The sequence below is a fragment of the Nostoc sp. DedSLP04 genome (assembly GCF_034530775.1).
Taxonomy (GTDB): Bacteria; Cyanobacteriota; Cyanobacteriia; order Cyanobacteriales; family Nostocaceae; genus Nostoc.
Window position 1 is genome coordinate 14,403 of sequence record NZ_JAVRCL010000076.1, and the last position, 22,666, is coordinate 37,068.

The following is a 22,666-nucleotide window of genomic DNA, read 5'->3' on the forward strand; positions in this document are numbered from 1 at the left end:
TGATGATGGTGATACAAACTATCAAAGTCTAATTAATGAACCAGAACAATCTATCGTTACCATCTGGATGTATCCTTCGCAAGGCAACCTCTGGGGATCAGTGGTCGATTCGATTGCTGGTATTTTCAGCCAAACTCGATCCAACCCAATTAAATTGGCAGCAATTTTGGGTAGTTGAATACAATGAGAATCTGATAGCTTGCGGACAGCTGCGTAACTTTTCAGGGGCACAAGAACTTGGTAGCTTGGTCGTTGCATCAGCTTGGAGAGGTCGCGGTTTGGGTAGTTTGCTAACGCAGCATTTGATTAATACAACAGTGCAACCACTTTATCTGGAATGCTTAGGTCAACGGCTGGTGCAGTTTTACAGTCGCTTTGACTTTGTGCCAATATCTTTTGAAGACTTGCCACAATTTCCCAAGACAATAGGCTTATCTACGCTCAAGGAGAAATTTAGATTCTCGCAGTTAGCTAAAAGGCTGCTCAAAGTTCCTGTGGTATTTATGGAATATCGAGGTCAGACTAATTCGTAATTCGTAATTCGTAATTCGTAATTCGTAATTCGTAATTTAAGAGATGCAGAACAAGGCTTGATACAAGATGTTTCTAGTCCTTTACTCTCCCCATTTCCTATTTCAACTTAGAGGTTTAGCAAAAATCGTTAGTAAGACAGGCCCTAGTAAATAATGGTGATTCAAACACAATAACCCAGCAGAGGAGCCAAGAAGTTGACGTTGATTAGGGCTGTAGAGTCTAATTCCACGGGGAGAGATTGGCAATAATTGAGGTTCTGTCTCTTTTTTGGAAGTAATGTCAACCAAATAAAAGCGTCCACCGGGAGAAAGTACCCGTGCTATCTCACTAACCACCTGTTTTGGTTCCAAATAGTGCAAGAAGCTGATAGTACTGAAAACGGCATCAAATTGACCATCAGCAAAGGGAAGAGACTCAGCTTTGCCCTCAATATAAATTAAGCGTGGACGATGGCGGTTGTTCTGTCTTGCTACCCGCAACATATTAGCAGATAAATCCAATCCGGTAGCTTGGAGATTGGGAAACTGAGTAGCAAGGCGCTCAAGCAAGCGTCCAGTACCACAGCCGATATCAAGTACATTTGCTAGCTCTGGTAAATCGACGTACTCCAGCAACCGTTGGTGAATGGCTCGATAAAACACTGAAGGAAAGAACCAATCGTAACTTGATGCCCATAGGTCAAAAAGTAGCTTTTTATTATTGAAAAAGTCATCAGTCATTAGTTTTCGCAGCTTTCTTAAAACTTGATGCTTTTTAAGAGTAAGTTTAGCTGCGCCTCCAAAAATTTGGTTAACAACACAAATTAACTATAGCGGTTCAGAATTAGTTGTAATATCGGGCTTTTGTTGGCTTACTTACACGAAGCTAAAGACGGGCTAATATCTAGGTTCAATGCCAGATAAAATTAATGTTTCTACCAACTTGCGATCGAGGGGTTGAGAGAAAAAATATCCCTGTGCATATTTGCATTTCATCACTTGAAGTTGTGCCAGTTGCTCTAGTGTTTCTACACCCTCTGCTATTACATCTATATTTAGACTCTGTGCTAGAGCGACGATCGCTTGAATAATCTCTAAGTTTTCTCCATTAGCACCAATCTTAGCAATAAAGGAACGATCGATCTTCAAGGCATTACTGGGAAAGCGGTGCAGGTAACTCAAGGATGAATAGCCGATGCCAAAATCATCTAAGTGTAATTGGATATTCATCTCTTGCAGCTGCGATAGCATAAAAGTTGCTAATTGAATATTCTCCATAAGTACGCTTTCGGTAATTTCCAGCTTTAAACTGCCAACTTCTAAACCAGTCTCTTGGATAATTTGGTTAATTTGCTCAATTAGGCTAGGTTGTGAAAACTGCTTAGTGGAAAGATTTACACTGATTGTTAAAGGTGGGTCAGTAGGAAATTGTAATTGCCAAGCACGCATCTGCCGACAAGCCTCGCCTAGTACCCAATAACCAATAGGGATAATCAGCCCAGTTTCTTCTGCCAGGGGAATAAAGCTGTCTGGAGATATTAATCCGTATTGCGGGTGCTGCCAGCGAACGAGAGCCTCGAAGCCAATAATTTTGTAAGTTTCTAATAAAATAATTGGCTGGTAGTAAACCTGAAACTCCTGGCGTTCAACTGCCCGTCGTAGATCCATCTCTAACTCTAATAGCTTTGTAACTTGGGTGTACATGGTTGAGTCAAATATTTCATGGCGTGCCTTACCCAATGCTTTAGCGCGATACATTGCAATGTCAGCATCGCGCAAGAGTTCCTCCGGTCGGTTGTAACTACCCTTGCTCAGGGCGATGCCAATACTGACGGTGGTAAATACCTCGTACCCACTGAGTTGGAACGCAGATGTCAGAACTTCGTGTATCCGCTCCACTACGCTTGTTACGTCATTGGCATTTTGGAGATCGTCAAGCAAAATTGTAAACTCATCTCCCCCTAGACGGGCAACTGTGTCTCCAGCCCGCAGGCAATTTTCTAATCTACGAGCAAGGGCAGTTAGTAGTTGATCTCCAATTGTATGACCGAGACTATCGTTGACAACTTTGAAGCGATCTAAATCTAGAAAGAGAACAGCGAATCTATAATCTGCACGTCGTTTTGTCAGCATGAGCGCCCGTTCTAGCCGTTCCATAAATAAGGCACGGTTTGGCAGTTTGGTTAGTATATCGTGAAAGGCATCATGAATTAATTGCGCCTCTGCCAGTTTTAGAGCAGTAATGTTGCGAGAAATACTTAAAACAAAATATACTGAACCATCGCTAGCCAATTCAGGCACAAGACGGGTATGGTAATGTCTTGTTTGCTGGGCGATCGCTAAACTGCATTCAAACTCCGTTTCTTCCTTGGTTTGGAAAACTTGCCGAAGCTTGCGATCGCATATCCAGCAAAATTCTTCCGGCAGATTTAACTCTGCGTTTGTTTTGCCGATAAATGTTTCGGCTGATATTCCTGTAATGTTTTCAATAACTGGATTAACGTAAACGTAGCGCAATTGAGGGTTAAATCTGGAAATAATATCGGGTGCATTTTCAATTAGTGCTTTGAATTCTTGCTGCCGACGTGCTAATGCTTCCAGAATTTGGTTGCGCTCGGTGATATCCTGAAAGACCAAAACTGCACCCGTGATATTACCGTTATCATCTTTAATCGCTGCAACACTATCATCAATTGGTATTTCTGTACCGTTTTTAGCTATAAGTATCCTCTGTTCTGGTAGATCGATAGTAACGCCAGACTGAAGGACTTGCGTTACAGGACTTTCAATTATTATACGAGTTTTTTTAGGAGCAATATTGAATACTTCTGCTGCTTCTTTACCAAACGCATCTGAATAATTCCAACCCGTCAGTACCTCCGCAATTGGATTCATAAAAGTCACAGTTCCAGATTCGTCGCTAGTAATCACAGCATCTCCAATACTTTTAAGTACAGTAGTCAGCCATTGTTCATTCTGTTTTAATTTTTTTTCCGTCCGATGTTTAGAAAGAGTAATTTCAATCGTGAATTTTAATTCTTTTTCTTTAAAAGGCTTGAGAATGTAGCCAAACGGCTCTGTTACCTTTGCTCGATTCAATGTTGATTCATCTGCATTAGCAGTCAGATATATGACTGGAATATTAAAAATATTATGAATTATCTGAGCAGCCTCCACACCGTCCATATTTCCTTTGAGGTGAATATCCATTAAAACTAAATCTAAAGAATCGTCTGCTGCTTTCTTAATTGCTTCTTCTCCAGAATCGGCAAGCCCTATAACAGTGTATCCAAATTTCCTGAGCCGATTTTGTATATCCATTGCCACGATGAATTCATCTTCAACAACTAATATATTTACTGGGTTCATGTTTTTATTGAAAATTTAAATTTATAAATTTTTAGTCGGAAATATAATTTTATACTTTACTCCGTTATTGCTGCTAAAATCGATATTGCCTTTTAGCTGATGTGTTAGACCTTTTACTAATCGCAGACCTAATGATTCTGTATTGTGAAAGTCAAAATCTTGGGCAAAACCGACACCATTATCACTGATGGCAAGTATATATAAGTTTACTCCATCAAAGCGAAAGTCAATAGAAATTTCTCCCCCCTCTGTTTGGGGAAAGGCATATTTTAGGGAATTTGAAATAAGTTCATTGATAATTAAGCCGCAAGGAATAGCTGCATCAATGGCTAGAAAAACCTCCTCAACATTCATTTTCAAGGTAATAGCGCTGGAATTAACGTTGTATGAATAAAATAAATTAGTTACTAAATCTTGGATATAGTCGGCAAAATTAATCCTTGCCAAGTCTTGAGATTGATATAGTTTCTCGTGGATCAGAGCCATTGATTCAATCCGGTTCTGGCTATCTTTGAATACCTCAAGAGCTTGATTGTCCTTGAGATACTCTGCTTGCAGGTTGAGCAGACTAGAAATAATCTGCAAGTTATTTTTTACTCGATGATGAATTTCTTTCAATAGCACCTCTTTTTCTTGAAGCGATGCTTTAATCTGCTCCTCTGCTTGTTTACGCTCCCGTCTCACTAGTGCTTCGCGCAACTCGCGGGCAACAGCAGGGGTTAGTCGCGCTAAATTGCCTTTGATGATGTAGTCATGGGCACCAGCCTTCATGGCGGCGACTGCGGTATCTTCACCAATAGTTCCTGAGACGATAATGAATGGCAGGTCAAGTCCACTTTCCTTAACCTGCTTCAATGCAGCAGGGGCGCTAAAGGTGGGCATAGAATAATCGCAGATAACGATATCCCATGTTTGCTCTTTGATCGCAGCTTTCATGGCTGTGGGTGTATCAATCCGTTCAAAGGTTACTTCGTAGCCACCACGTTGTAGTTCGCGCAGCAGCAACAAAGCGTCGTCTTCTGAATCCTCAACAAGTAATACGCGCAGTGGTACACTCATGTAATTCGTAATTCGTAATTCGTAATTCGTAATTCGTAATTCGTAATTAAGAAAGTCAGCCTTGCATCTATAACCCCTGCCTTCTTTGGTAAGCTATATTCTTGGTGGTGATTCGTTTAAGACAAACCAGTACAATCCTAGTTGTCGCACTGCTTCACTGAATTGGGAAAAGTCTACTGGTTTGCGAACATAGCTGTTGGCTCCCAAGCTGTAACCATTGATTAAGTCTTGCTCCTCTTTGGAGGAGGTGAGAATGACGACGGGAAGGATTTTTGTCCTGTCATCGGTTCGCAGGTGTCGTAAAACTTCCAGACCATCCATTTTAGGCAGTTTCAAATCCAAGAGGATGATATGGGGCATAACGTTCATGTCGCGATCGGCGTATACACCTTTACCAAAGAGATAATCTAGAGCTTCCACCCCATCCCGTGCTACTACTACCTCGTTCATAATATTGTTTTTCTTGAGTGCCCGTAGGGTGAGCGCTTCATCGTCAGGATTGTCTTCTACAAGTAAAATCATGTTGTATTCCTCTAGTTAAAGGGTGAAGTAAAATGTTGCGCCTTGCTCCACTACGCTTTCTGCCCAGACACGGCCACCATGACGGTGAACAATGCGCTGCACAGTAGCTAATCCGATGCCAGTGCCTTCAAACTCAGTCATGGCGTGTAGGCGCTGAAAAGCACCGAAGAGTTTCTCAACATAGGCCATATCGAAGCCTGTGCCATCATCACTGACAAAATATACATGGGTGTTATTTTGCTGTAAAAGCCCAAATTCTATTCGGGCTTTTTGATGTTTACCTGTAAACTTCCACGCATTACCCAGTAGGTTTTCTAGCACGATCCGTAACAGATGAGCATCACCATTAGCAACCAGTCCCGGCGTAATGATAAACTCTACTTGGCGTTCTGGTTGGGTTTTGTGCAACTCTGTAGCGATCGCCTCCACTAGTGCGCTCAGATCGACCTTTTCGTAACGCATCTCACTACGCGTTAATCGTGACAGATTCAGTAAATCGTCAATCAGTTGGGCCATTCGCTGGGTAGCTGCACGCACTCGCTGAAGGTAGTTTTGACCTAATGCGTCCAGCTTGTCAGCATAATCTTCTAGGAGTGCTTGACTAAAGCCATCGATGCTCCGCAAGGGGGCCCGCAGGTCATGAGACACAGAATAACTAAATGCTTCCATCTCTTTGTTAGTGGCTTCGAGTTGTGCTGTGCGTTCTGCAACTCGCTGCTCAAGCTGGACGTTCAGACGCAGAATCTCTGACTCCGCCTTTTTGCGCTCATTAATTTCAGTTTGCAATTCTTCGTTAGTGTTTCTCAGTTCGGCAGTCTGTTTGTTAACCTCTATTTCTAACTCATCGCGAGCCTTTTGCAGAGAATTTTCCATCCGTTTGCGTTTAACGAGTTCCTGATTGGTGATTGTGGCTGCGAAACCGACGATAAGAGAAGCGATAATGCTGCCAAAAATAGTCAGCAAAGTTGTTTGATGAGCGCTGGTGTTCGCTTTTATCGATCGCTGTTTCAACAACTGATTCTCTTCGTTTTCCATAGCTGTAGTCAGCATTCGGATGTCCTCCATAATTTGCTGACCCCGATCTGTTTGAACTATTTGCAGCGCAGACTCTAAATTTTTGCTTCTCGCGTCGATCGTCTGTTCAATCAAAACCAGTTTTTTGGTTATCAGGGGTTCAAGGCGATCGAGCCGCCGCTGTTGATTCGGGTTATCCACAGTCAATTGGCGCAGAGTCTTAAGTTTCTGAGCAATCTCGCCAGTTGCACTGCGGTAGGGTTCCAAATACCGTTCTTTGCCTGTGAGAAGATAGCCTCGTTGTCCAGTCTCTGCATCTTTAATCTGTGACATTACTTCTTTTGTCTTTTCAAGCACCTCGCGTGTATGTGTTACCCATTGAGCGTTTTCTCTATACTGAAGCAAACTAAGATATGAGATGATGCCAACACCAGTCATAATTGCGACTGCTATTACAAAACTGCCTGTATTCTTTTTGTAAATAGCCCATTCCATTTTTTACCTTCCTAGTTGAAAAAATAGCTGCTGGCTAAATTGGTAAAAACGGTGAGCCAGTGCTGTAGAACGGTAACAGTTGCTCTCTACTGGCTATCTTCTTTTGTTTACGTTCGCGAACAGCGTGTCAGAGACAGAGACTGTGCCAATGAGACGAACCGCGATCGCTGCGTTAGTGTCGTTAGGATCGTCACGCGTTCTTGTCTTTGAAAGAGAAGGGTGACTAGCTGTCCAACTACTCGTCATAGTTTTAGTAACTAATACCAAGTTTCTTAACTTTGAGAGCGAATTAGCTCTAATAAAGGATATCCATATTAATTAATGATTGTGACCGTATATTTGCTGAGACATGAGAAGGCAAATAATAACTTTTGTTAACTAATTCAGTATATTTCCGTAGCTATTTTCCCCAAATTTTCGCTTGCATAAATTACACTAAAGTGCTATAAAACACCAGTAATTGCACGTAAAAATCTTTACTCATATTAGCTTGATATTAAATTGATTAATAAATACGTAGACTAGATAGAAACATCAAGTACTATCAGTAACCTGAAAAATTCTGCATCGTTCAGGGATTGAGCCGAAATGTTTGTCAAATAGTTGCAATTTGCTGAAAAGCCTTGTCCTATCTGCCTTTTTGCCCTGAAAATGAGCTTCTTTACTAGAGAAAGGTTACGGGGTTCAGTTTTGGATGGGTTTTTCAATATGAAGTGAAAAGTCAGAACAAATTATCGCGAACTGTAGTACTTGAATGTGTAGTTAACACTAATCTTTCTACCTTTGTAGAGAACCAAAGAAAAAATAATAAGGGACATCCAAAAATTCAATTACTCAATTTTTGCATCCAATAGGAGCAGGGGGGACGAGGGGACGAGGGGGACAAGGGGACAAGGTAGACAAGGTAGCAATATCTCTACCTTGTCTCTCCCCGGACAAGAGCCTTCCCAAAGCGATTGATTATTTTTTTATTTGGAAGTCCCTAAGTGCATAAAACTACAAAACCTAACTGTATTTATTTATAGAGGTTCAAATACAAAAAACTCAATTTAGTTTGAAATTATCAAGGTAAAAAATTATGACAAGCTTTATTCAAGTTCACTCACACAACGATCTACTGCACCCAGTCCGCGAGTGGTTGGAAACGATAGAAATTCATAACTCCAAATTGGCTCATTTTCTATGCAAAGCTATTCCTGCTCAATGTCCCTTTGAGCGAGACATCATGCTGCTTGGCCGGAAGCTATTTCATATTCCACCTATGTGTAAATTAAATCCTCTATACGAGGAAGTGGTTGGTTTGCGTTTTAGAGCGCTCTGTTATCTCGCCGATGAATGTGGTGAAGATATCACAGCTTATTGCTGATCGCCAGTTGGATTGTTCTTCGATCGAGCAGCGATCGGTAATTGCAGATTTACGGTTGTTACTTACTCAGGTTTATACTAAGCTAACGTACACCTAATTAGATGTTTGGCTATTAAGTAGCTAACACTATTGTTGCTTCCCGTATCCTGCTGAAATTATTAAGATCATCATGACGCACATCTTACTGATTGAAGATGAGGTCAAACTGGCACGATTTATCGAATTGGAATTGAATTATGAAGGCTATCAAGTCAGTATTGCCTACGATGGATTAACTGCACTCACCGCAGCCAGAGAGTTGCATCTGGATTTAGTAATTTTAGACTGGATGTTGCCTGGTTTGTCGGGGTGGGAAATTTGCAGCCGCCTGCGGAATATCGCCCAGAAAGTGCCGATAATTTTATTAACCGTCAAAGATGAAGTAAGCGATCGCATTGCAGGTTTAGACGCTGGTGCTGATGATTACCTCGTTAAACCCTTCAGCGTTGATGAATTATTAGCCAGAGTCAGCACTCGCCTACGAAGAAGCAAGTAGAGTACGCAGATGTTTTAGAATTTGAAGACCTAAGTTTAAATCGTCGCACGCGGGAAGTATACCGAGATCGGCGGTTAATTGAGTTAACTGCTAAGGAATTTGATTTACTAGAATATTTGCTGGCCCATCCGCGACAGATAATTAGCTGCGATCGCATTTTAGAGGAAGTCTGGGGTTATGACTTCATGGGCGATGCCAACATCATTGAACCTTACATTAACTACTTGCGCCTGAAACTTGAAGCCAATAATGAAAAATGTCTCATTCAAACTGCGATCGGTGTTGGCTACACATTGCATGATTGAATTGGAGAGAGACAAGCGAAAGACTTTTCAATAATTCTTCCTTATTCCCTCAGTGCCTATTGCCTAAAAGCAAAAGGCTTCACCATAGCAAACTTTGGCGTTTTTGGCAATCTCTACAAAAACTCATCCAACTTAGAGTTAATTATATTAGGATGCACAAAGCTATCATCCAAAATCCAAAACTCAAAGTGGCATGACCTATCTAGAAACAGCAGCGCAGTTCTATGACGAAGTTGCCCAAACCCCGCAAGTTGGACTTTGTTGTGTACAAAGTACGCCTCTGCAACTACCAGGATTGAAAATTTCTTTGCCAATGCAGGAAATGAATTATGGTTGTGGCACCACTGTTCACCCCACTGAACTAGGAAACCAACCTACTGTGCTGTACGTCGGTGTTGGTGGCGGTTTAGAAGCGTTGCAATTCGCTTATTTTTCCCGTTATGCAAGTGCTGTAATTGCCGTTGAACCGGTTGGGGCTATGCGGGAAGCAGCTGCACGTAATTTGGAAATTGCTGCTCGAGAAAACCCCTGGTTCAACACCAGCTTTGTCGAAATCCGCGAAGGTGATGCTTTTAACTTACCTGTTGCTGATGCTAGCGTCGATATCGTGGCACAAAATTGTCTTTTCAATATCTTTGAACCAGAAGATTTAACTCGTGCTTTAAAAGAAGCATATCGGGTGTTAAAACCAGGTGGACGCTTGCAGATGAGCGATCCAATTGCGACTCGTCCCATTCCAGCACATCTTCAAAAAGATGAGCGGCTGAGAGCCATGTGTTTATCAGGTGCACTCACATATCAAGAGTATACTGAAAAAATTATAAATGCTGGTTTTGGTCAAGTTGAAATTCGTGCCCGTCGGCCTTATCGCCTACTAGATTCCCAGACTTATAATTTAGAAGAAAACCTACTTTTAGAAAGTCTGGATTCAGTCTCATTTAAAGTTGTCATTCCAGAAGATGGTGCTTGCATTTTCACTGGAAAAACAGCAATTTATGCTGGTTCTGAACTTTTCTTTGACGATTTGGCAGGTCATATACTTCAGCTAGGTATTCCGGCTGCGGTGTGTGATAAAACGGCTGCTAACCTTGCTGTTAGTAACCCAACAGAAATAATTGTTACCAATTCAACCTGGCACTATAGCGGTGGTGGCTGCTGTTAATTTATTTAAGAAAGAATTCAGATGTCAGGAGCCAGAATGGGCTAAACCTTAGCTATCCGCTAACAGAATGGTTCTGTGCAACTGGGTGATGAATGCACAATTTCAATATTTTCACTAATTACATTCTGAATTCTAGATTCTGAATTCTGACTTCTTTTTTATAAACTCCAAAATGTTGTTAATAAGTCTGTTTTTAGCTACGCTTTTTTTAGCATATTCAAATGGAGCAAATGATAATTTTAAAGGTGTAGCGACGCTGTTTGGTAGCCGAACTAGCAGCTATCAAACAGCAATTTTATGGGCAACTTTCACAACTTTTGCTGGTGCAATAACTGCGACTTTTTTGGCGGGATCGTTAATTAAAAACTTCTCTGGAAAAGGACTATTACCTGATGCGATCGCTAATTCTCCAGAGTTTCATCTTGCAGTCGCGATCGCTACTGGATTGACTGTAATCATTGCTAGCCTCATGGGGTTTCCCATTTCCACAACTCACAGTTTAACAGGTGCGCTGGTTGGCGCTGGATTAGTTGCGATCGGACTACAAGTTAATTTTGCAGCTTTAGGAACTTCCTTTATTTTGCCTTTATTACTCAGTCCAATCGTTGCTATTCCCTTGTCCGCAGGAATTTACAGCTTATCTGGCTATATTAATTCAAAATGGCATCTACCAGTCAACCAAAAAATGATTAATGCTTGTCATTTTTTCAGCGCTGGAATTGTCAGTTTTGCTAGAGGATTCAATGATACTCCTAAGATTGTTTCACTCCTTCTAATTATTGAGTATTTCTCGATTCAGGGAGGAGCGATCTTGATAGCGATCGCAATGGCACTTGGCGGTTTACTCAACTCTCAAAAAGTTGCAATAACCATGAGTGAAAAGATTACTTCAATGAATCATACTCAAGGCTTATCAGCAAATATAGTAACTGGTATTCTGGTCATTGCAGCTACTCGGTTTGGGCTTCCAGTTTCTACCACTCACGTTTCAGTTGGTTCTATTTTTGGTGTTGGATTAATTAACAAAAAATCTAAATCTAATACTCGTGTTTTTTATCAAATTTTCCTATCGTGGATTTTAACTTTACCAACTGCTGCAATTATTAGTGCAATAACCTACAGATTATTGCAAGGTTAGAAAAATTGAAAATTGTTGTGCAATTTTTTAGGAGTAGTAACTAATGCAAACTCAAGCAAAAATTATACGAGATACAGCAGTCACAGCCTTTAAAAATAAACTCAGTTCACCTTTGACAAAAAAAGGAATCACTGTTTTACAAATTAATCTAGGTAAGCGTTGTAATCTTGCTTGTACACACTGTCATGTAGAAGCCGGGCCAAAACGTACAGAAGAACTTTCTCCTGAAATTTGCGAACAATTGATTTCACTAATCCATAAATTTCCTGAGATTAAAATTGTGGATTTGACTGGTGGCGCACCTGAAATGAATTATGGATTTAAGCCACTGGTAGAAGCAGCAAAAGCAACTGGTAAACAAGTTATTGTCCGGTCTAATTTGGCGATTTATTTTGAAGATGGATTTGGTGATTTACCAGAATACTTTGCCCAACATCAAGTAAGAATTGTGGCTTCTCTACCCTGTTACCTAGCAGATAATGTTGATAAAATGCGAGGTACTGGTGTTTTTGATAGTTCAGTCAAAGCTTTGCAGTGGCTTAACCAAATTGGCTATGGTAAAGACCAAAATTTAATTTTGGACTTGGTTTTTAATCCCCAGTTACCCACCGATGAAAAATTTTCTTTAGCTCCCGAACAGAGCAATCTAGAACGAGATTACAAAATGTTCTTACAAGAACATTTTAATATTGTGTTTAACAACCTCTTTACCTTTACCAATTTACCAGTTGGTAGAACAAAAATGCATTTAGAACGAAGAAAACTGTACGCTAGCTATTTGCAGTTTTTAGAGTTGCATTTTAATCCCAGCACAGTTGAACATTTAATGTGTCGCGATGAACTTTCAATTGACTATCTGGGCAATGTATATGATTGTGACTTTAACCAAATGATGAATTTGCCTGCAAAAACTCGCAATGGTGAAACTTTAACAGTTGGCAAATTGTTAGAAGCTGGCAATTTAGACTTAATTAATGAGGTACAAACTGCTGCTTATTGCTATGGTTGTACTGCTGGGTGTGGTTCGAGTTGTGGTGGTGCTTTGCTCTAATGTCTTTTATCGATGAAATTAATCCTGTCAATGCTTTGATTGTGGGAGCCAGCCAAGGTATTGGTTTAGGTTTTGTGAAAAAATTGCTACCCGATCGCACAATAGCTAAAATTTATGCAACTTCTCGTCAACCGAAATTGTCCTCAGAGTTAATAGCTCTTGCAGACGAATGTCCTGAGCGATTAATTTGTTTGGAGATGGATATTACTGACGAGTTACAAATTATTGAAGCTGTTCAAAAAATACATACTCAAGTTGATAAACTGCATTTGGTAGTCAACTGTGTAGGACTGTTACATGAAGATACTTTGCAACCTGAAAAAAGCTTAAAACAGATCAATTCAGAAAATTTGCTGCGCTACTTTCAGATAAATAGTATTGGTGCTGTCTTACTGGCTAAACATTTATTGCCTCTGTTTCGTCATGGAGAACGCAGCGTGTTCGCCACTATTTCTGCTAAATTGGGCAGTATTGGCGATAATCAACTTGGTGGATGGTATGGCTATCGGGCTTCTAAAGCAGCACTCAATATGTTGATGCGAACTGCGGCAATTGAGTATAAAAGAAGTTGTCCGAAAGCATTAATAGTAACATTACATCCTGGTACAACTGATACCCGCCTTTCTCGTCCTTTCCAAAGAAATGTCCCTGCGGAAAAATTATTTTCAGTAGAACGTACTGTTACGCAATTATTGGCTGTCATCGAACAGCTTCAAGACGGCGATAGTGGACAGTTTTTCTCATGGGATGGGAGCAGATTGCCTTGGTAACTGCGTTACGCTGATGCTAATGAAACCTACGTTATTTGTAACCTCAGCCTATGAAGTTTTTTGTGCCAGCAGCCAAAGATGATATCAAAGCAGAGCAGGTGTATAGTGCTCTTGCTCAGTCTCTTAAAGCAGCAATAACCGAAAAGCGTATTTGGAAGTTACAGTGGCGCGATCGCGAAATTGATATGGAATGCGAGGTAGGGAAAGCTTTACCATCCTCTTACCAAAGTGGGAAAGAGCTAGTTTTGGCAATCTTTGAGTGTGAAAACCTTTATAAGATTTGTACTCTTACCCGTGGAGGAGTAAAGGGAGAACCTATTTTGGTTGAAAAAAACTCTCAGTCCTCAGCAATATATTTTTCGGATAATGTACATAATTGACTCTGCATTTGAAGGTGCGATCGCAATGCTAACGTAGTAGATAAAATCGCCCACCAGATATCTCAAGCTATGACTAACATTCAGATTTCCTTACCTGAGTCGATGAAAGTCTTTGTCGAAGAACAAGTAGCTAAAGGCGGTTATAGTTCAGCTAATGAATATCTTCAAGAGCTAATCTTTCAAGACCAACAGCGCAAAATTCAAGAAGGAAAACGCGCTCAGTTGATGGCAAAGCTTCAGACACAGGCTCAACTGAACGATGAAAAGTTTGAAGTCGTTGCAGATAAGTTAGCTGACGAATTTACGCTATGTGTTGGGTCAAATTTAGCAATGCTGTCAGATTATGCTGTGACTCGTGAGAGCATTTACGAGGATCATCCTTAGCAGTGGTATACCTCATAGATACTAATATCCTGGTGCGTTTTATAGATCGCACTTTTGTAACAAATTCTATAGTACAAATATACTTAAATAGATAAAAGTGCGTTAATTTGGTGCTAATGTACCTTGCTTAATAGTAAATTAAAGCTAAAAATGGGAAGTATCTATAATCAAGATTTCTTTAATAATTTAGTTTTGAATCCATCTGAAAGTTTATCTGTAGAGATTAAAAGATGGATCGATCCTCAATCTAAAGAGGGTATGGCGAAGATAGCCAAGGCTTGCATTGCCCTCAGAAATAATGATGGAGGTATATTTTTGATTGGTTTCAACAATGATGGTTTTCCTGATATTCAAGGAGCGCATCAAAATCCAAGAGAAAGTTTTCATTCTGATGTTATTCAGTCTATTGCCAGTAAATTTTGCAGTCAACCTTTTGAAGTAACAATTCACTATCTTAAAAAAGATGGTCAAGAGTATCCAGCATTAGAGATTCCTTCTGGATTTATAACACCTGTAGCAGCAAAGGCTGGCTTAAAGGATGAACAAGGTAAGGATCTAATTAAAGCTCATAGTGTTTATGTGCGAAGTCTGAATACAAATAATACTGTTAGCAGTTCAGAACCTCGCTGTAATGACTGGGAACGCATCATGAATTTATGCTTTGAAAATCGTGAAGCAGATATTGGTCGTTTTTTACGCCGCCATCTTGGTGGTGTCACGCCTTCTCTGCTCCGTGAATTGGCTTTCACAATTGCACAAGGAATACAACCAGAGGAATCAATTGAAGATATACTGCGATGTTATCTTCAAGAAAGTGAAGAAAGATTTAACACCGTAGTTAAAGAACGTAGTATTACTTTACCGGAGCATGGTACTTCGCAGGTAGCATTAATAATTATTGGAGAAGTACCTCTACACTCTGCAAATGAGCAATTCTTTAATCTCTTGAGTTTTAATAATCCTAAATATACTGGTTGGCCTGTGTGGCTAGATAGTCGAGGTTTCGTTGACAAAGACCAACCTTATGTTTATAACGGAGCTTGGGAAGCGCTTATTGTTAGTCTGGATTCAGGTTGGAGCAAGGACATTGACTTCATGCGGTTCGATCCAAAAGGTAAATTTTATCTGAGGCGAGCATTAGAAGATGATATGTCAGTCAAGAATTACGCACCCCCACCTATGACAGTTCTTGATTTTGCTCTACCTGTAATTAGAACGGCTGAAGCTATAGCAGTTGGTATTGAGTTTGCAAAGGCAATGGGTTGTGAGCCAGAAAAAACGCAATTAGCTTTTGCATTTAAATGGACTGGCTTGCGGGGACGTAGACTTAGTTCTTGGGCAAATCAAGAGCGTTCTATTTATTCACAAGGTTCAGCACATCAAGATGAAGTTTTGGCGTTCGTTAATCTACCGCTTGAAACACCTCGCTCGGCGTTAGCACAGTACGTTAATCAGGCTGTTAGCCCTTTGTTTACGATTTTTAATGGATATCAACTGAGTATAGATGCAATCGAAGATTTAACTCGACGGTTGATAGAAAGAAGATTGTAGTCAGAATACTAAGAACTAGGAAACTCTAACTCAGCGTTTCCCCGTCCTAACTGCACCACCTCAGATGGTAGATGTTGCTCTAACCAATCTTCCAAATCAGCCATTACCTCTCGATAATTGAGGTCACGCTGAATTTCGTGATAGGCTTCTGGATACTCAATTCTCAGCTTATCTGTATACTTTACCCGTTGATAAAAGATGTCGCTTCCCACAGGTAAAGCCACTCGGTCTGCACCACCGTGGAGAATCAACAATGGTAATTGCCAATCACCTGCGTGAGCATTAATCCAATCAACTGTTGCAAAAAATTCTGTAGCTAGACGGGCAGTACCAAGGGTATGTCGCAGTGTATCCTGAGCGATCGCAGCTACAACCTGCTGATCTCGTGAAGCAGTACTGATGTCAATGCCTGTATTCAGGGTGAAACGCGGCCACACCCATGAGAGCATTTTTCCTAAAAGTACCCGAATCGGTGAAACCCCAACTTTCCCCAAGGTTGGCGCAAGAGCGATCGCACCCTGCAATAATGATGCTTGTTGGGGATAGCGCAGAATGTAATCTAAGACAATCACCGCGCCTAAACTGTGACCCAAGAGAAAAACTGGATATCCAGGATTTTGAGTCTGAATTAATTGTAAAAAGGCTCCCAAGTCTTCACGAAACTCGCTCCAAGCGTTGATATAGCCTTGCTGACCCGGTGAGCGTCCATGACCGCGCAAATCTAAGGCGTAGATAGCGTATTGCTTGGGTATCAAATGCTCAATTACATTACTGTAGCGATCGCTGTGCGCTCCAAGTCCATGCACAATGGCTAATATTGCCCGGACTTTACCCTCTGGATGCCAGCTTTGGTAATACAGTTCAAGTCCTCCAACACCTGTAAATCTGCCTTCTTTACGAGAAGCTAGGCGATCGCTATGGTCAATCATAAGGTTAATTTTTTACGTATTCTCCCAACAAGCTACTAAAAAGTCAACATTTATAGTAATTACAGTTAATTGAGTTACCCTCATCTATTTAAAGTATCTTGAAAATAATTCCCCAACTTCTAACCGTGGGTTGGTTAATGATCTCTAAACCAGAGTCAGGAGTAAGTGTGATGTTTCAAGCCTTACCAAAAACGATCGCTTTTGAAGAATTCCTCAATTGGAAGCCAGACGGCGGATGTTATGAACTACACGATGGGGTAATTGTTGAAATGCAGCCAGTAGGAGATCATGAAGAGATTAATGGTTTTTTAGCGGGTGAAATCACTTTAGAGTTCAAACGATTAAAACTTCCATACCTCATACCCAAGCAAGCGCTGGTTAAGGTTCCTGACAAAGAATCAGGTTATTCGCCTGATGTGATAGCGATCAATCAAAAGAATCTTTCAGCAGAACCGATGTGGAAAAAGTCTTCAACGGTTACTCAAGCTGCATCGGTTCCTCTAGTTATTGAAGTTGTCAGTAGTAATTGGAGGGATGATTATGCATCCAAGCTGGTTGACTACGAAACTTTTGGCGTTCCTGAATACTGGATTATTGATTATTTAGCTTTGGGCGGTAGAAGGTACATAGGTAATCCCAAACAACCTACTATTTCCATCTATTATTTAATGGACGGTGAGTATCAAGTTAACCTATTTCGGGGTAATGACCGGATTGTATCGCCCACATTCCCAGAATTGAATTTGACCGCCGAACAAATTTTTCAAGCTGGACGTTCAGAAAATCAATTATGACCGCAGTGCTGATACTCCCATAGGGCCACGAGTCACACCCAGCTGATTTTGCAACTTCAACTCGCGCCAGAGTTGGGAACCTGTAATCTCACCTTGCAATAATTGACTATAAAAATGTATTGTTTTACTCACTTGTTCTGGTGTTTCATTCACAAATTCGATGCGAAACTGACGTAATCCCAGTTCTATGAGGCGCTGTACGTACTCGGCTCCAGTTTGAGCAGTGCCGTTAAATACAGTATTGCGACAACCTACATCTGCTTTAATAACGTGTTCGCTACCTACACGGTCTTTTAATTTCACTTCCTGTTTTTCACAAGGTCGTCCACAGTTAGTATAGTCTGTACCCGTTGAGAGAAAGGCGCAAAAAACACAATGCTCCATGTGAAACATCGGTATATGCTGATGGATTGTTACCTCAAACCACTGGGGTGGACAACTAGTGAGCAGGTCTTGTAGTTGGGTAATATTCAGGTCATAAGATGCCGTCAGCCGTTCTAAACCAAAGTGTTGCTGAAAGTAGTCTCCTGTTAAGGGATTAGCAACGTTGAGCGAAAAATCTCCGATACAACGGTCTGCTGCAAAGAATTGCAATTGGTCATAATTTCGTATCAGATAGCCATCCGCTTCCGAGGCGCGTACTTGCTGCAAAATCCAATTTTCTCCCGGTTTGGTAATTCGGGGTGGTGCAACCCAAATTGTGGGGAGTTGGGAATTAGGAGTTAGGAGTGCTGAGTTATCAGTTAAAAGTGAAGAATTTTCTGCTTTGTTTTTTTGCTGTTGCTGGCGCACCATTTGCACCGCTTCTTGGTAGGCACGGGGGTCTTCAAATTCACAATACAGTGTTTCAATACCAGCTTTGAGGGCGGCTTGGAGTTGCTTGAGATTTCGTACTAGGACGATGAGTGAAGGAGATGTAGCTTTAGCTTCCGGCAGGGTGGGAGATGAGGGGAGTAAGTTTTGGAAAGAGACATCAGAAGCTAATTGCCAGCGTTTGGGTTGACTTCGCAATTCTTCCAACTGTGCTACCATTTCCCGCCGCATCCGGTTCAACTCACTTACGGGTAGCATAATAGCGCCGCTGAGGTGGTTGGTTAGTGTTCCTAAACAGAAAGGTGTGTTACCGAGACGACCGAATTGTTCTTTTAAACGGTCTGTATCTAGTGGTTTGGTGTGCGCTTCAACTAGAGAAGTTGCAGATTCTACCTGTACAATATTACCGATTTGATCGCGGGCGATCGCAATCAATGCCTGACCAACTTCTCCATAAATCTCCAAGTCAATCGGACGTTGAAATTGAGGATTCTCGCCAGCAAAACTCTGCCGCAATTGCTTATCGAGTTCTGGATCGCTGGTTTTCCAAATGCGATCGCCTATATGCACTCGGCGCAGGTTCAAGTCATTTCGCCCAAATGTCAGCATGGTTTCTTTACCTTTGGATACCACAGCATAAACCCGGCCGCCTTCTTCCTTCGCCTCTGGATGACCGCAGTCAAACACAATTCCATCTCCCGGTTTTACAGGCGCTTCCAGTTTGACTGTTACCTGTTCGTTGTGAATGCGGCTGACTTCACCTAAATAAACCCCACGTTTTTTGCCAAAGCGGGCGTGAACTAATTCCTGATTATTAATCCCGCCAAACCAGCCCGTGTAGAGTCCGCGAGAAAATGCCATTTCTAGGTTGTAATGTTCTTGGTCTGATTGACCTTTCCCCCCTTCCCTTGTAGGCAAAGAGGGGTTAGGTCTTTCCAATTCTGTCATTACACTATCCAAAGCTTGCCGATAAACACGGGTAACATTAGCAACATACTCTGGAGCTTTCAGACGACCTTCAATCTTGAGACAAGTTACTCCTGATTTCACCAAATCGGGCAGAACGTCTAACCCTGCTAAGTCTTGAGGACTGAGTAAATATTTGCGATCTTTTAAATTCACAACTTCCCCATCGGCAATTAAATCGTAGGGCATCCGGCAAGCTTGGGCACATTCACCTCGGTTAGCAGAACGTCCGCCTAAAGCCTCGCTAGTCAAACACTGACCGGAATACGCTACGCACAAAGCACCGTGAACAAAAACTTCTAAGGGCAGCGAAGTTTCTTGTTGGGCAATCTGCTGCTGAATTTTATTGATTTCTTTGAGAGAACATTCACGTGCCAGCACCACCAATTGACAGCCAAGAGATTTGGCAAATTCGACTCCAGCTGCACTGGTAATTGTCATTTGCGTGGAAGCATGGATGGGAAAATCGGGGGAAAGTTGACGGATGAGACGGCATATACCAATATCTTGAACGATCGCTGCATCCACACCAGCTGCAATAATTGTGCGGAGATATTGCTGTGCTTCTGCTAGTTCTTTGGGAAATATGAGTGTGTTGACAGTGACATAACCCTTTACACCCCGACGGTGCAGGAATGTCATCAATTGGGGTAAGTCCGCCTCAGTAAAATTTTCTGCCCGCATTCTGGCGTTAAACCGATCCAAACCGAAGTAAATTGCATCTGCCCCATTTTCCACAGCAGCTTTAGCACACTCCCAATTACCTGCTGGCGCAAGTAGTTCAGGACGTTGAAGGGAAAGTTGCAAAGGGGAGATATCGCTTTTCATTAGATTTAGGGAGGTTTAACTAGCACCATAGTGATTTTATCGAAGTTATTGAGGGATGGGGCGATCGCTCTTTCATCTGCGGTTCATTCAATCTTCTGGAGGATGCCAACCCGCAAGTACCCAATAACTATGAACTTCTAGTGCATCTGCATCATCACTCAAATGTAGAACTGCAACAGTTGCTCTACCAGTCGGCGTTTTGCCAACAATACGTACACCATCTTCACTCCAGCCAAAATGCTCAAACCAGACTTGAGTACGAGGGTTAAATAGCTTTACCGTTTCGCTCGTCTCTGGATCAAACCCTGTAGTTTTATCACTTTTGTAGCGATTACATAGGGGACAAGCTAACCACAAGTTTGATTCATCATTGCTACCATTTTTAGATATGGGAATAATATGTTCGATTTTCAAACGTGCCATTACTAAACGCTGAGGACTCAAACAATAACCACATCGGTTTCTAGCAGCACTGCGGACACGACGTTCTATTTCTACAGAAATGTAAAAACGGGCCATTGCTGTTAATTGAGGGCTGGTTTCAAGCCGCGTTCAACAGCTACTTTTAAAGCTCTTGCTTTACTTACTAAGCCATGTCGATAGACCTGCATGAGTTCATCTAGTTGACGAACTTCTGCATCATTCAACTGTCCCTCTCGATGACGCGCTTGCAAGTCACTGAAAACCTCTTGCTGCTCAGTTTCCATCTGCATATCGCACATAGCCAAAATCCGATCGTCCGGTAGAGACTCCAGAGGTAGTTCGGTAATGGCGCGGTCAATCCATTCTAGTAATACATCTTCAAGCCGCCGATGTGTAAAAGCAGCGATTTCCTTTGCTTTTTGTGCCAGTGTTTCAGGGAGTTGAAGGGTGACAATTTCAGCCATTTTCTACCTGCTTGCTTTTACTTATGATTGTATCTGCGATCGCTCTGCATCTTCTGGTTAAAAAATAGCGATCGTTTTTCTTTATTAGCGTGGACGGTTCGTTAAAAAGAGCGATCGCTATTGCATAAACTACAACTCAAATTGGGAATACTGACTAAAGCGCAGGTATTTGCTGTGCAGAATCGAAGCGACTACCTACCAGACATCACGCTACTGAAATTTTAGCAACTAGGAGAGAATTGTGAGTTTACCAGTTACAGTAACCTTTATGCTTGCCGATTGGATTGTCAAAGGACTAACAGATGGAACTCTTGAACGGGTTGGAGGTGTAATTAGGGAAGTAGGCAGTAAGCGAGTAATTACTTGGTTAAGAGAGGTTAATTTATCTCCTTCTAAAGATTTAGTTTTGCAGGTAACTAGTGCAGCCAGTATATTAAACCTGGGTGTCTCAGTTATAGGCTTTGTTGTAATAGCACAACGGCTTAAGGAATTAGAACAACGCTTACAACAAGCACAAAAAGTGTTAAATAACATTAATCGTAAAATTGACCTTAGTTTCTATGCAAATTTTCGTGCTGCAATCGAATTAGCAAATAATGCTTTTACAATGACCAAAACTGAAAATCGTAGAAATAGCGCCCTACAAGCTATTAACCGTTTTTTAGAAGCAGAGCATATTTATGCTGAATACACCGATATCGAAATTGAGCAAAAAAGCCAAATTATTGATGAATATCTACTAACTTTATCTTTAGCTTACCTAGCTGAAGCACGTTGCTATTTAGAATTAGAAGAACATGATACAGCACTTCGCCGGTTTCAAGAAGGAGCAAAAGTTCTCCGTTCACGTATTAAAAAATATATTGACATTGTACTTACTTCTAACCCAGCAGCATACTTACAACCTTGTTACAAAGGTCAGATAGATTTGCGTAGGCTAACACAAATTTACCAGTGGATTAACCCCAATTTAGATGAAAATGCAGTTTTTGATTTGCAACGTGAGAACTTATTTAAAATGGGAGAAGAGTTATATTCTATATATAAATGGGTAGATTCACTCCCACCAGCAATTTTAACTCGTGATGAAGTTCAAGGAGGTTGGTTCGGCCCAGATCATAAGGATTTAAAACAAGAAGCAGATAAACGTCTTCCTAAAGTTATGGAAGCTGTAGAATCTATGATAGAAACCCATCGCCGTTTTAAATCTTACCAAACAGAAGTGCAAGCAATATCCCAATTAGGAATCAGCTTTCATGACTGGCTTAAATTAACTCCGTCTACAGAAATTAAACCAGACGGCGCAGAATTAATGTACATAATTCCATCTAAACCTTTAGAGTTACAGCCTTTCATCTGAACTAATTACAGGATTAAAGATGAATTAATCAAGGTCAAGAAAGTCTCTGGGAGTAATAATCTGGTTTTGATATTCGGCTAGGGACTTGAGTGATAAAAGGTCTTGATCTCCTGTGATTAAAAATTCTGCATTGGCATCTTTAGCAAGTTCTCAAAATTTGTTGTCATCTGGATCTCTACAGATGTTTATTTGAGATTTTATTTCTATAAAGATTCAAATTCAACAAGAAGCAAATTTATTCCATCCATTATTATTGGAAATTTTTCTTCAGGTATATTTAATTCATGAAAACATTTATCTCTATATTTTTCTTTTTTGGTAAAGTTAGTGATGGCTTTAAATAATGGCTTTTTTACTTCGTAGCTTTCTTCGGCTTTAGCAATTGCACGTGCGGGGATTTCGTTATTTACACGCAATATTGAGACTTATCCGAAAATGGTAAATGTATACGGCAAAGGAATTTCAGCGATTACAAG

General features: G+C 41.0%; 21 protein-coding genes and 1 pseudogene. 12 read left to right on the top strand and 10 right to left on the bottom strand.

The window, feature by feature from the left end:
• The first annotated feature begins 35 nt into the window (after window positions 1-35).
• Window positions 36-533 (top strand): GNAT family N-acetyltransferase, encoded by a 498-nt coding sequence (locus RMX89_RS30135; protein WP_322691523.1) that lies wholly within the window; start codon window positions 36-38, stop codon window positions 531-533.
• 102 nt (window positions 534-635) lie between these two features.
• On the opposite strand, the gene RMX89_RS30140 is transcribed toward RMX89_RS30135, so the two are convergent.
• From RMX89_RS30140 to RMX89_RS30160, 5 genes are all read right to left on the bottom strand, one after another.
• Complete coding sequence (locus tag RMX89_RS30140; protein WP_322691524.1) at window positions 636-1,253, bottom strand: class I SAM-dependent methyltransferase; 618 nt, start codon at window positions 1,251-1,253, stop codon at window positions 636-638.
• 156 nt (window positions 1,254-1,409) lie between these two features.
• Window positions 1,410-3,881, bottom strand: a complete 2,472-nt coding sequence (locus tag RMX89_RS30145; protein WP_322691525.1) for an EAL domain-containing protein — start codon at window positions 3,879-3,881, stop codon at window positions 1,410-1,412.
• 21 nt (window positions 3,882-3,902) lie between these two features.
• Window positions 3,903-4,940 carry a sensor histidine kinase gene (locus RMX89_RS30150; protein ID WP_322691526.1) on the bottom strand — a complete coding sequence of 346 codons (1,038 nt, stop codon included), beginning with the start codon at window positions 4,938-4,940 and terminating at the stop codon, window positions 3,903-3,905.
• Between the two features lie 93 nt (window positions 4,941-5,033).
• Window positions 5,034-5,462, bottom strand: coding sequence for a response regulator (locus RMX89_RS30155; protein WP_292861307.1), 429 nt, complete (start codon window positions 5,460-5,462; stop codon window positions 5,034-5,036).
• Window positions 5,463-5,477: 15 nt separating this feature from the next.
• Window positions 5,478-6,971 carry a sensor histidine kinase gene (locus tag RMX89_RS30160; protein ID WP_322691527.1) on the bottom strand — a complete coding sequence of 498 codons (1,494 nt, stop codon included), beginning with the start codon at window positions 6,969-6,971 and terminating at the stop codon, window positions 5,478-5,480.
• 1,078 nt (window positions 6,972-8,049) lie between these two features.
• Here RMX89_RS30160 and RMX89_RS30165 point away from each other — a divergent pair.
• The 9 genes and pseudogenes from RMX89_RS30165 (at window position 8,050) to RMX89_RS30205 (ending at window position 15,613) form a co-directional block, all read left to right on the top strand.
• Entirely contained in the window at window positions 8,050-8,337 is a 288-nt protein-coding gene (locus tag RMX89_RS30165) for a Mo-dependent nitrogenase C-terminal domain-containing protein (RefSeq protein ID WP_322671137.1), read from the top strand.
• A gap of 169 nt (window positions 8,338-8,506) precedes the next feature.
• Window positions 8,507-9,177 (top strand): annotated as a pseudogene (locus RMX89_RS30170) (response regulator transcription factor).
• Between the two features lie 193 nt (window positions 9,178-9,370).
• A complete protein-coding gene (arsM, locus tag RMX89_RS30175) occupies window positions 9,371-10,339 on the top strand; it encodes an arsenosugar biosynthesis arsenite methyltransferase ArsM (protein ID WP_322691528.1) in 969 nt (322 codons plus the stop codon).
• A 172-nt stretch (window positions 10,340-10,511) separates the two neighbouring features.
• Window positions 10,512-11,477: an inorganic phosphate transporter gene (locus RMX89_RS30180; protein WP_322691529.1), complete on the top strand. Its 966-nt coding sequence runs from the start codon at window positions 10,512-10,514 to the stop codon at window positions 11,475-11,477.
• Window positions 11,478-11,520: 43 nt separating this feature from the next.
• Entirely contained in the window at window positions 11,521-12,528 is a 1,008-nt protein-coding gene (gene arsS / locus RMX89_RS30185; RefSeq protein ID WP_322691530.1) for an arsenosugar biosynthesis radical SAM (seleno)protein ArsS, read from the top strand.
• Complete coding sequence (locus RMX89_RS30190; protein WP_322691531.1) at window positions 12,528-13,298, top strand: SDR family NAD(P)-dependent oxidoreductase; 771 nt, start codon at window positions 12,528-12,530, stop codon at window positions 13,296-13,298. The genes arsS and RMX89_RS30190 overlap by 1 nt, the downstream gene beginning before the upstream one ends.
• Before the next feature lie 50 nt (window positions 13,299-13,348).
• Window positions 13,349-13,678 carry a hypothetical protein gene (locus RMX89_RS30195; RefSeq protein WP_322691532.1) on the top strand — a complete coding sequence of 110 codons (330 nt, stop codon included), beginning with the start codon at window positions 13,349-13,351 and terminating at the stop codon, window positions 13,676-13,678.
• Window positions 13,679-13,747: 69 nt separating this feature from the next.
• A complete protein-coding gene (locus tag RMX89_RS30200; RefSeq protein ID WP_322691533.1) occupies window positions 13,748-14,062 on the top strand; it encodes a hypothetical protein in 315 nt (104 codons plus the stop codon).
• A 150-nt stretch (window positions 14,063-14,212) separates the two neighbouring features.
• Window positions 14,213-15,613 (top strand): ATP-binding protein, encoded by a 1,401-nt coding sequence (locus tag RMX89_RS30205; protein ID WP_322691534.1) that lies wholly within the window; start codon window positions 14,213-14,215, stop codon window positions 15,611-15,613.
• 8 nt (window positions 15,614-15,621) lie between these two features.
• On the opposite strand, the gene RMX89_RS30210 is transcribed toward RMX89_RS30205, so the two are convergent.
• Entirely contained in the window at window positions 15,622-16,542 is a 921-nt protein-coding gene (locus RMX89_RS30210; RefSeq protein WP_322691535.1) for an alpha/beta hydrolase, read from the bottom strand.
• 170 nt (window positions 16,543-16,712) lie between these two features.
• On the opposite strand from RMX89_RS30210, the gene RMX89_RS30215 reads away from it, so the two are divergent.
• Window positions 16,713-17,336 carry a Uma2 family endonuclease gene (locus tag RMX89_RS30215; protein WP_322691539.1) on the top strand — a complete coding sequence of 208 codons (624 nt, stop codon included), beginning with the start codon at window positions 16,713-16,715 and terminating at the stop codon, window positions 17,334-17,336.
• Here RMX89_RS30215 and RMX89_RS30220 read toward each other — a convergent pair.
• The 3 genes from RMX89_RS30220 to RMX89_RS30230 form a co-directional block, all read right to left on the bottom strand.
• Window positions 17,331-19,943 carry a U32 family peptidase gene (locus RMX89_RS30220; RefSeq protein WP_322691536.1) on the bottom strand — a complete coding sequence of 871 codons (2,613 nt, stop codon included), beginning with the start codon at window positions 19,941-19,943 and terminating at the stop codon, window positions 17,331-17,333. The genes RMX89_RS30215 and RMX89_RS30220 overlap by 6 nt on opposite strands.
• An 87-nt stretch (window positions 19,944-20,030) precedes the next feature.
• Window positions 20,031-20,462 carry an HNH endonuclease signature motif containing protein gene (locus RMX89_RS30225; protein ID WP_322671128.1) on the bottom strand — a complete coding sequence of 144 codons (432 nt, stop codon included), beginning with the start codon at window positions 20,460-20,462 and terminating at the stop codon, window positions 20,031-20,033.
• A 5-nt stretch (window positions 20,463-20,467) separates the two neighbouring features.
• On the bottom strand, window positions 20,468-20,830 hold the full coding sequence (locus RMX89_RS30230) for a hypothetical protein (protein WP_322671127.1): 363 nt from the start codon (window positions 20,828-20,830) through the stop codon (window positions 20,468-20,470).
• A gap of 241 nt (window positions 20,831-21,071) precedes the next feature.
• On the opposite strand from RMX89_RS30230, the gene RMX89_RS30235 reads away from it, so the two are divergent.
• Window positions 21,072-22,190 carry a hypothetical protein gene (locus RMX89_RS30235; protein WP_322691537.1) on the top strand — a complete coding sequence of 373 codons (1,119 nt, stop codon included), beginning with the start codon at window positions 21,072-21,074 and terminating at the stop codon, window positions 22,188-22,190.
• 203 nt (window positions 22,191-22,393) lie between these two features.
• Here RMX89_RS30235 and RMX89_RS30240 read toward each other — a convergent pair whose 3' ends face one another.
• Window positions 22,394-22,606 (bottom strand): hypothetical protein, encoded by a 213-nt coding sequence (locus RMX89_RS30240; protein ID WP_322691538.1) that lies wholly within the window; start codon window positions 22,604-22,606, stop codon window positions 22,394-22,396.
• Window positions 22,607-22,666 lie beyond the last annotated feature (60 nt).

Coding starts and splice junctions, on each gene's coding strand:
- RMX89_RS30135 (WP_322691523.1), top strand. CDS start 36: ATGAACCAGAACAATCTATCGTTACCATCTGGATGTATCCTTCGCAAG.
- RMX89_RS30140 (WP_322691524.1), bottom strand. CDS start 1,253: ATGACTGATGACTTTTTCAATAATAAAAAGCTACTTTTTGACCTATGG.
- RMX89_RS30145 (WP_322691525.1), bottom strand. CDS start 3,881: ATGAACCCAGTAAATATATTAGTTGTTGAAGATGAATTCATCGTGGCA.
- RMX89_RS30150 (WP_322691526.1), bottom strand. CDS start 4,940: ATGAGTGTACCACTGCGCGTATTACTTGTTGAGGATTCAGAAGACGAC.
- RMX89_RS30155 (WP_292861307.1), bottom strand. CDS start 5,462: ATGATTTTACTTGTAGAAGACAATCCTGACGATGAAGCGCTCACCCTA.
- RMX89_RS30160 (WP_322691527.1), bottom strand. CDS start 6,971: ATGGAATGGGCTATTTACAAAAAGAATACAGGCAGTTTTGTAATAGCA.
- RMX89_RS30165 (WP_322671137.1), top strand. CDS start 8,050: ATGACAAGCTTTATTCAAGTTCACTCACACAACGATCTACTGCACCCA.
- arsM (WP_322691528.1), top strand. CDS start 9,371: ATGACCTATCTAGAAACAGCAGCGCAGTTCTATGACGAAGTTGCCCAA.
- RMX89_RS30180 (WP_322691529.1), top strand. CDS start 10,512: ATGTTGTTAATAAGTCTGTTTTTAGCTACGCTTTTTTTAGCATATTCA.
- arsS (WP_322691530.1), top strand. CDS start 11,521: ATGCAAACTCAAGCAAAAATTATACGAGATACAGCAGTCACAGCCTTT.
- RMX89_RS30190 (WP_322691531.1), top strand. CDS start 12,528: ATGTCTTTTATCGATGAAATTAATCCTGTCAATGCTTTGATTGTGGGA.
- RMX89_RS30195 (WP_322691532.1), top strand. CDS start 13,349: ATGAAGTTTTTTGTGCCAGCAGCCAAAGATGATATCAAAGCAGAGCAG.
- RMX89_RS30200 (WP_322691533.1), top strand. CDS start 13,748: ATGACTAACATTCAGATTTCCTTACCTGAGTCGATGAAAGTCTTTGTC.
- RMX89_RS30205 (WP_322691534.1), top strand. CDS start 14,213: ATGGGAAGTATCTATAATCAAGATTTCTTTAATAATTTAGTTTTGAAT.
- RMX89_RS30210 (WP_322691535.1), bottom strand. CDS start 16,542: ATGATTGACCATAGCGATCGCCTAGCTTCTCGTAAAGAAGGCAGATTT.
- RMX89_RS30215 (WP_322691539.1), top strand. CDS start 16,713: ATGTTTCAAGCCTTACCAAAAACGATCGCTTTTGAAGAATTCCTCAAT.
- RMX89_RS30220 (WP_322691536.1), bottom strand. CDS start 19,943: ATGAAAAGCGATATCTCCCCTTTGCAACTTTCCCTTCAACGTCCTGAA.
- RMX89_RS30225 (WP_322671128.1), bottom strand. CDS start 20,462: ATGGCCCGTTTTTACATTTCTGTAGAAATAGAACGTCGTGTCCGCAGT.
- RMX89_RS30230 (WP_322671127.1), bottom strand. CDS start 20,830: ATGGCTGAAATTGTCACCCTTCAACTCCCTGAAACACTGGCACAAAAA.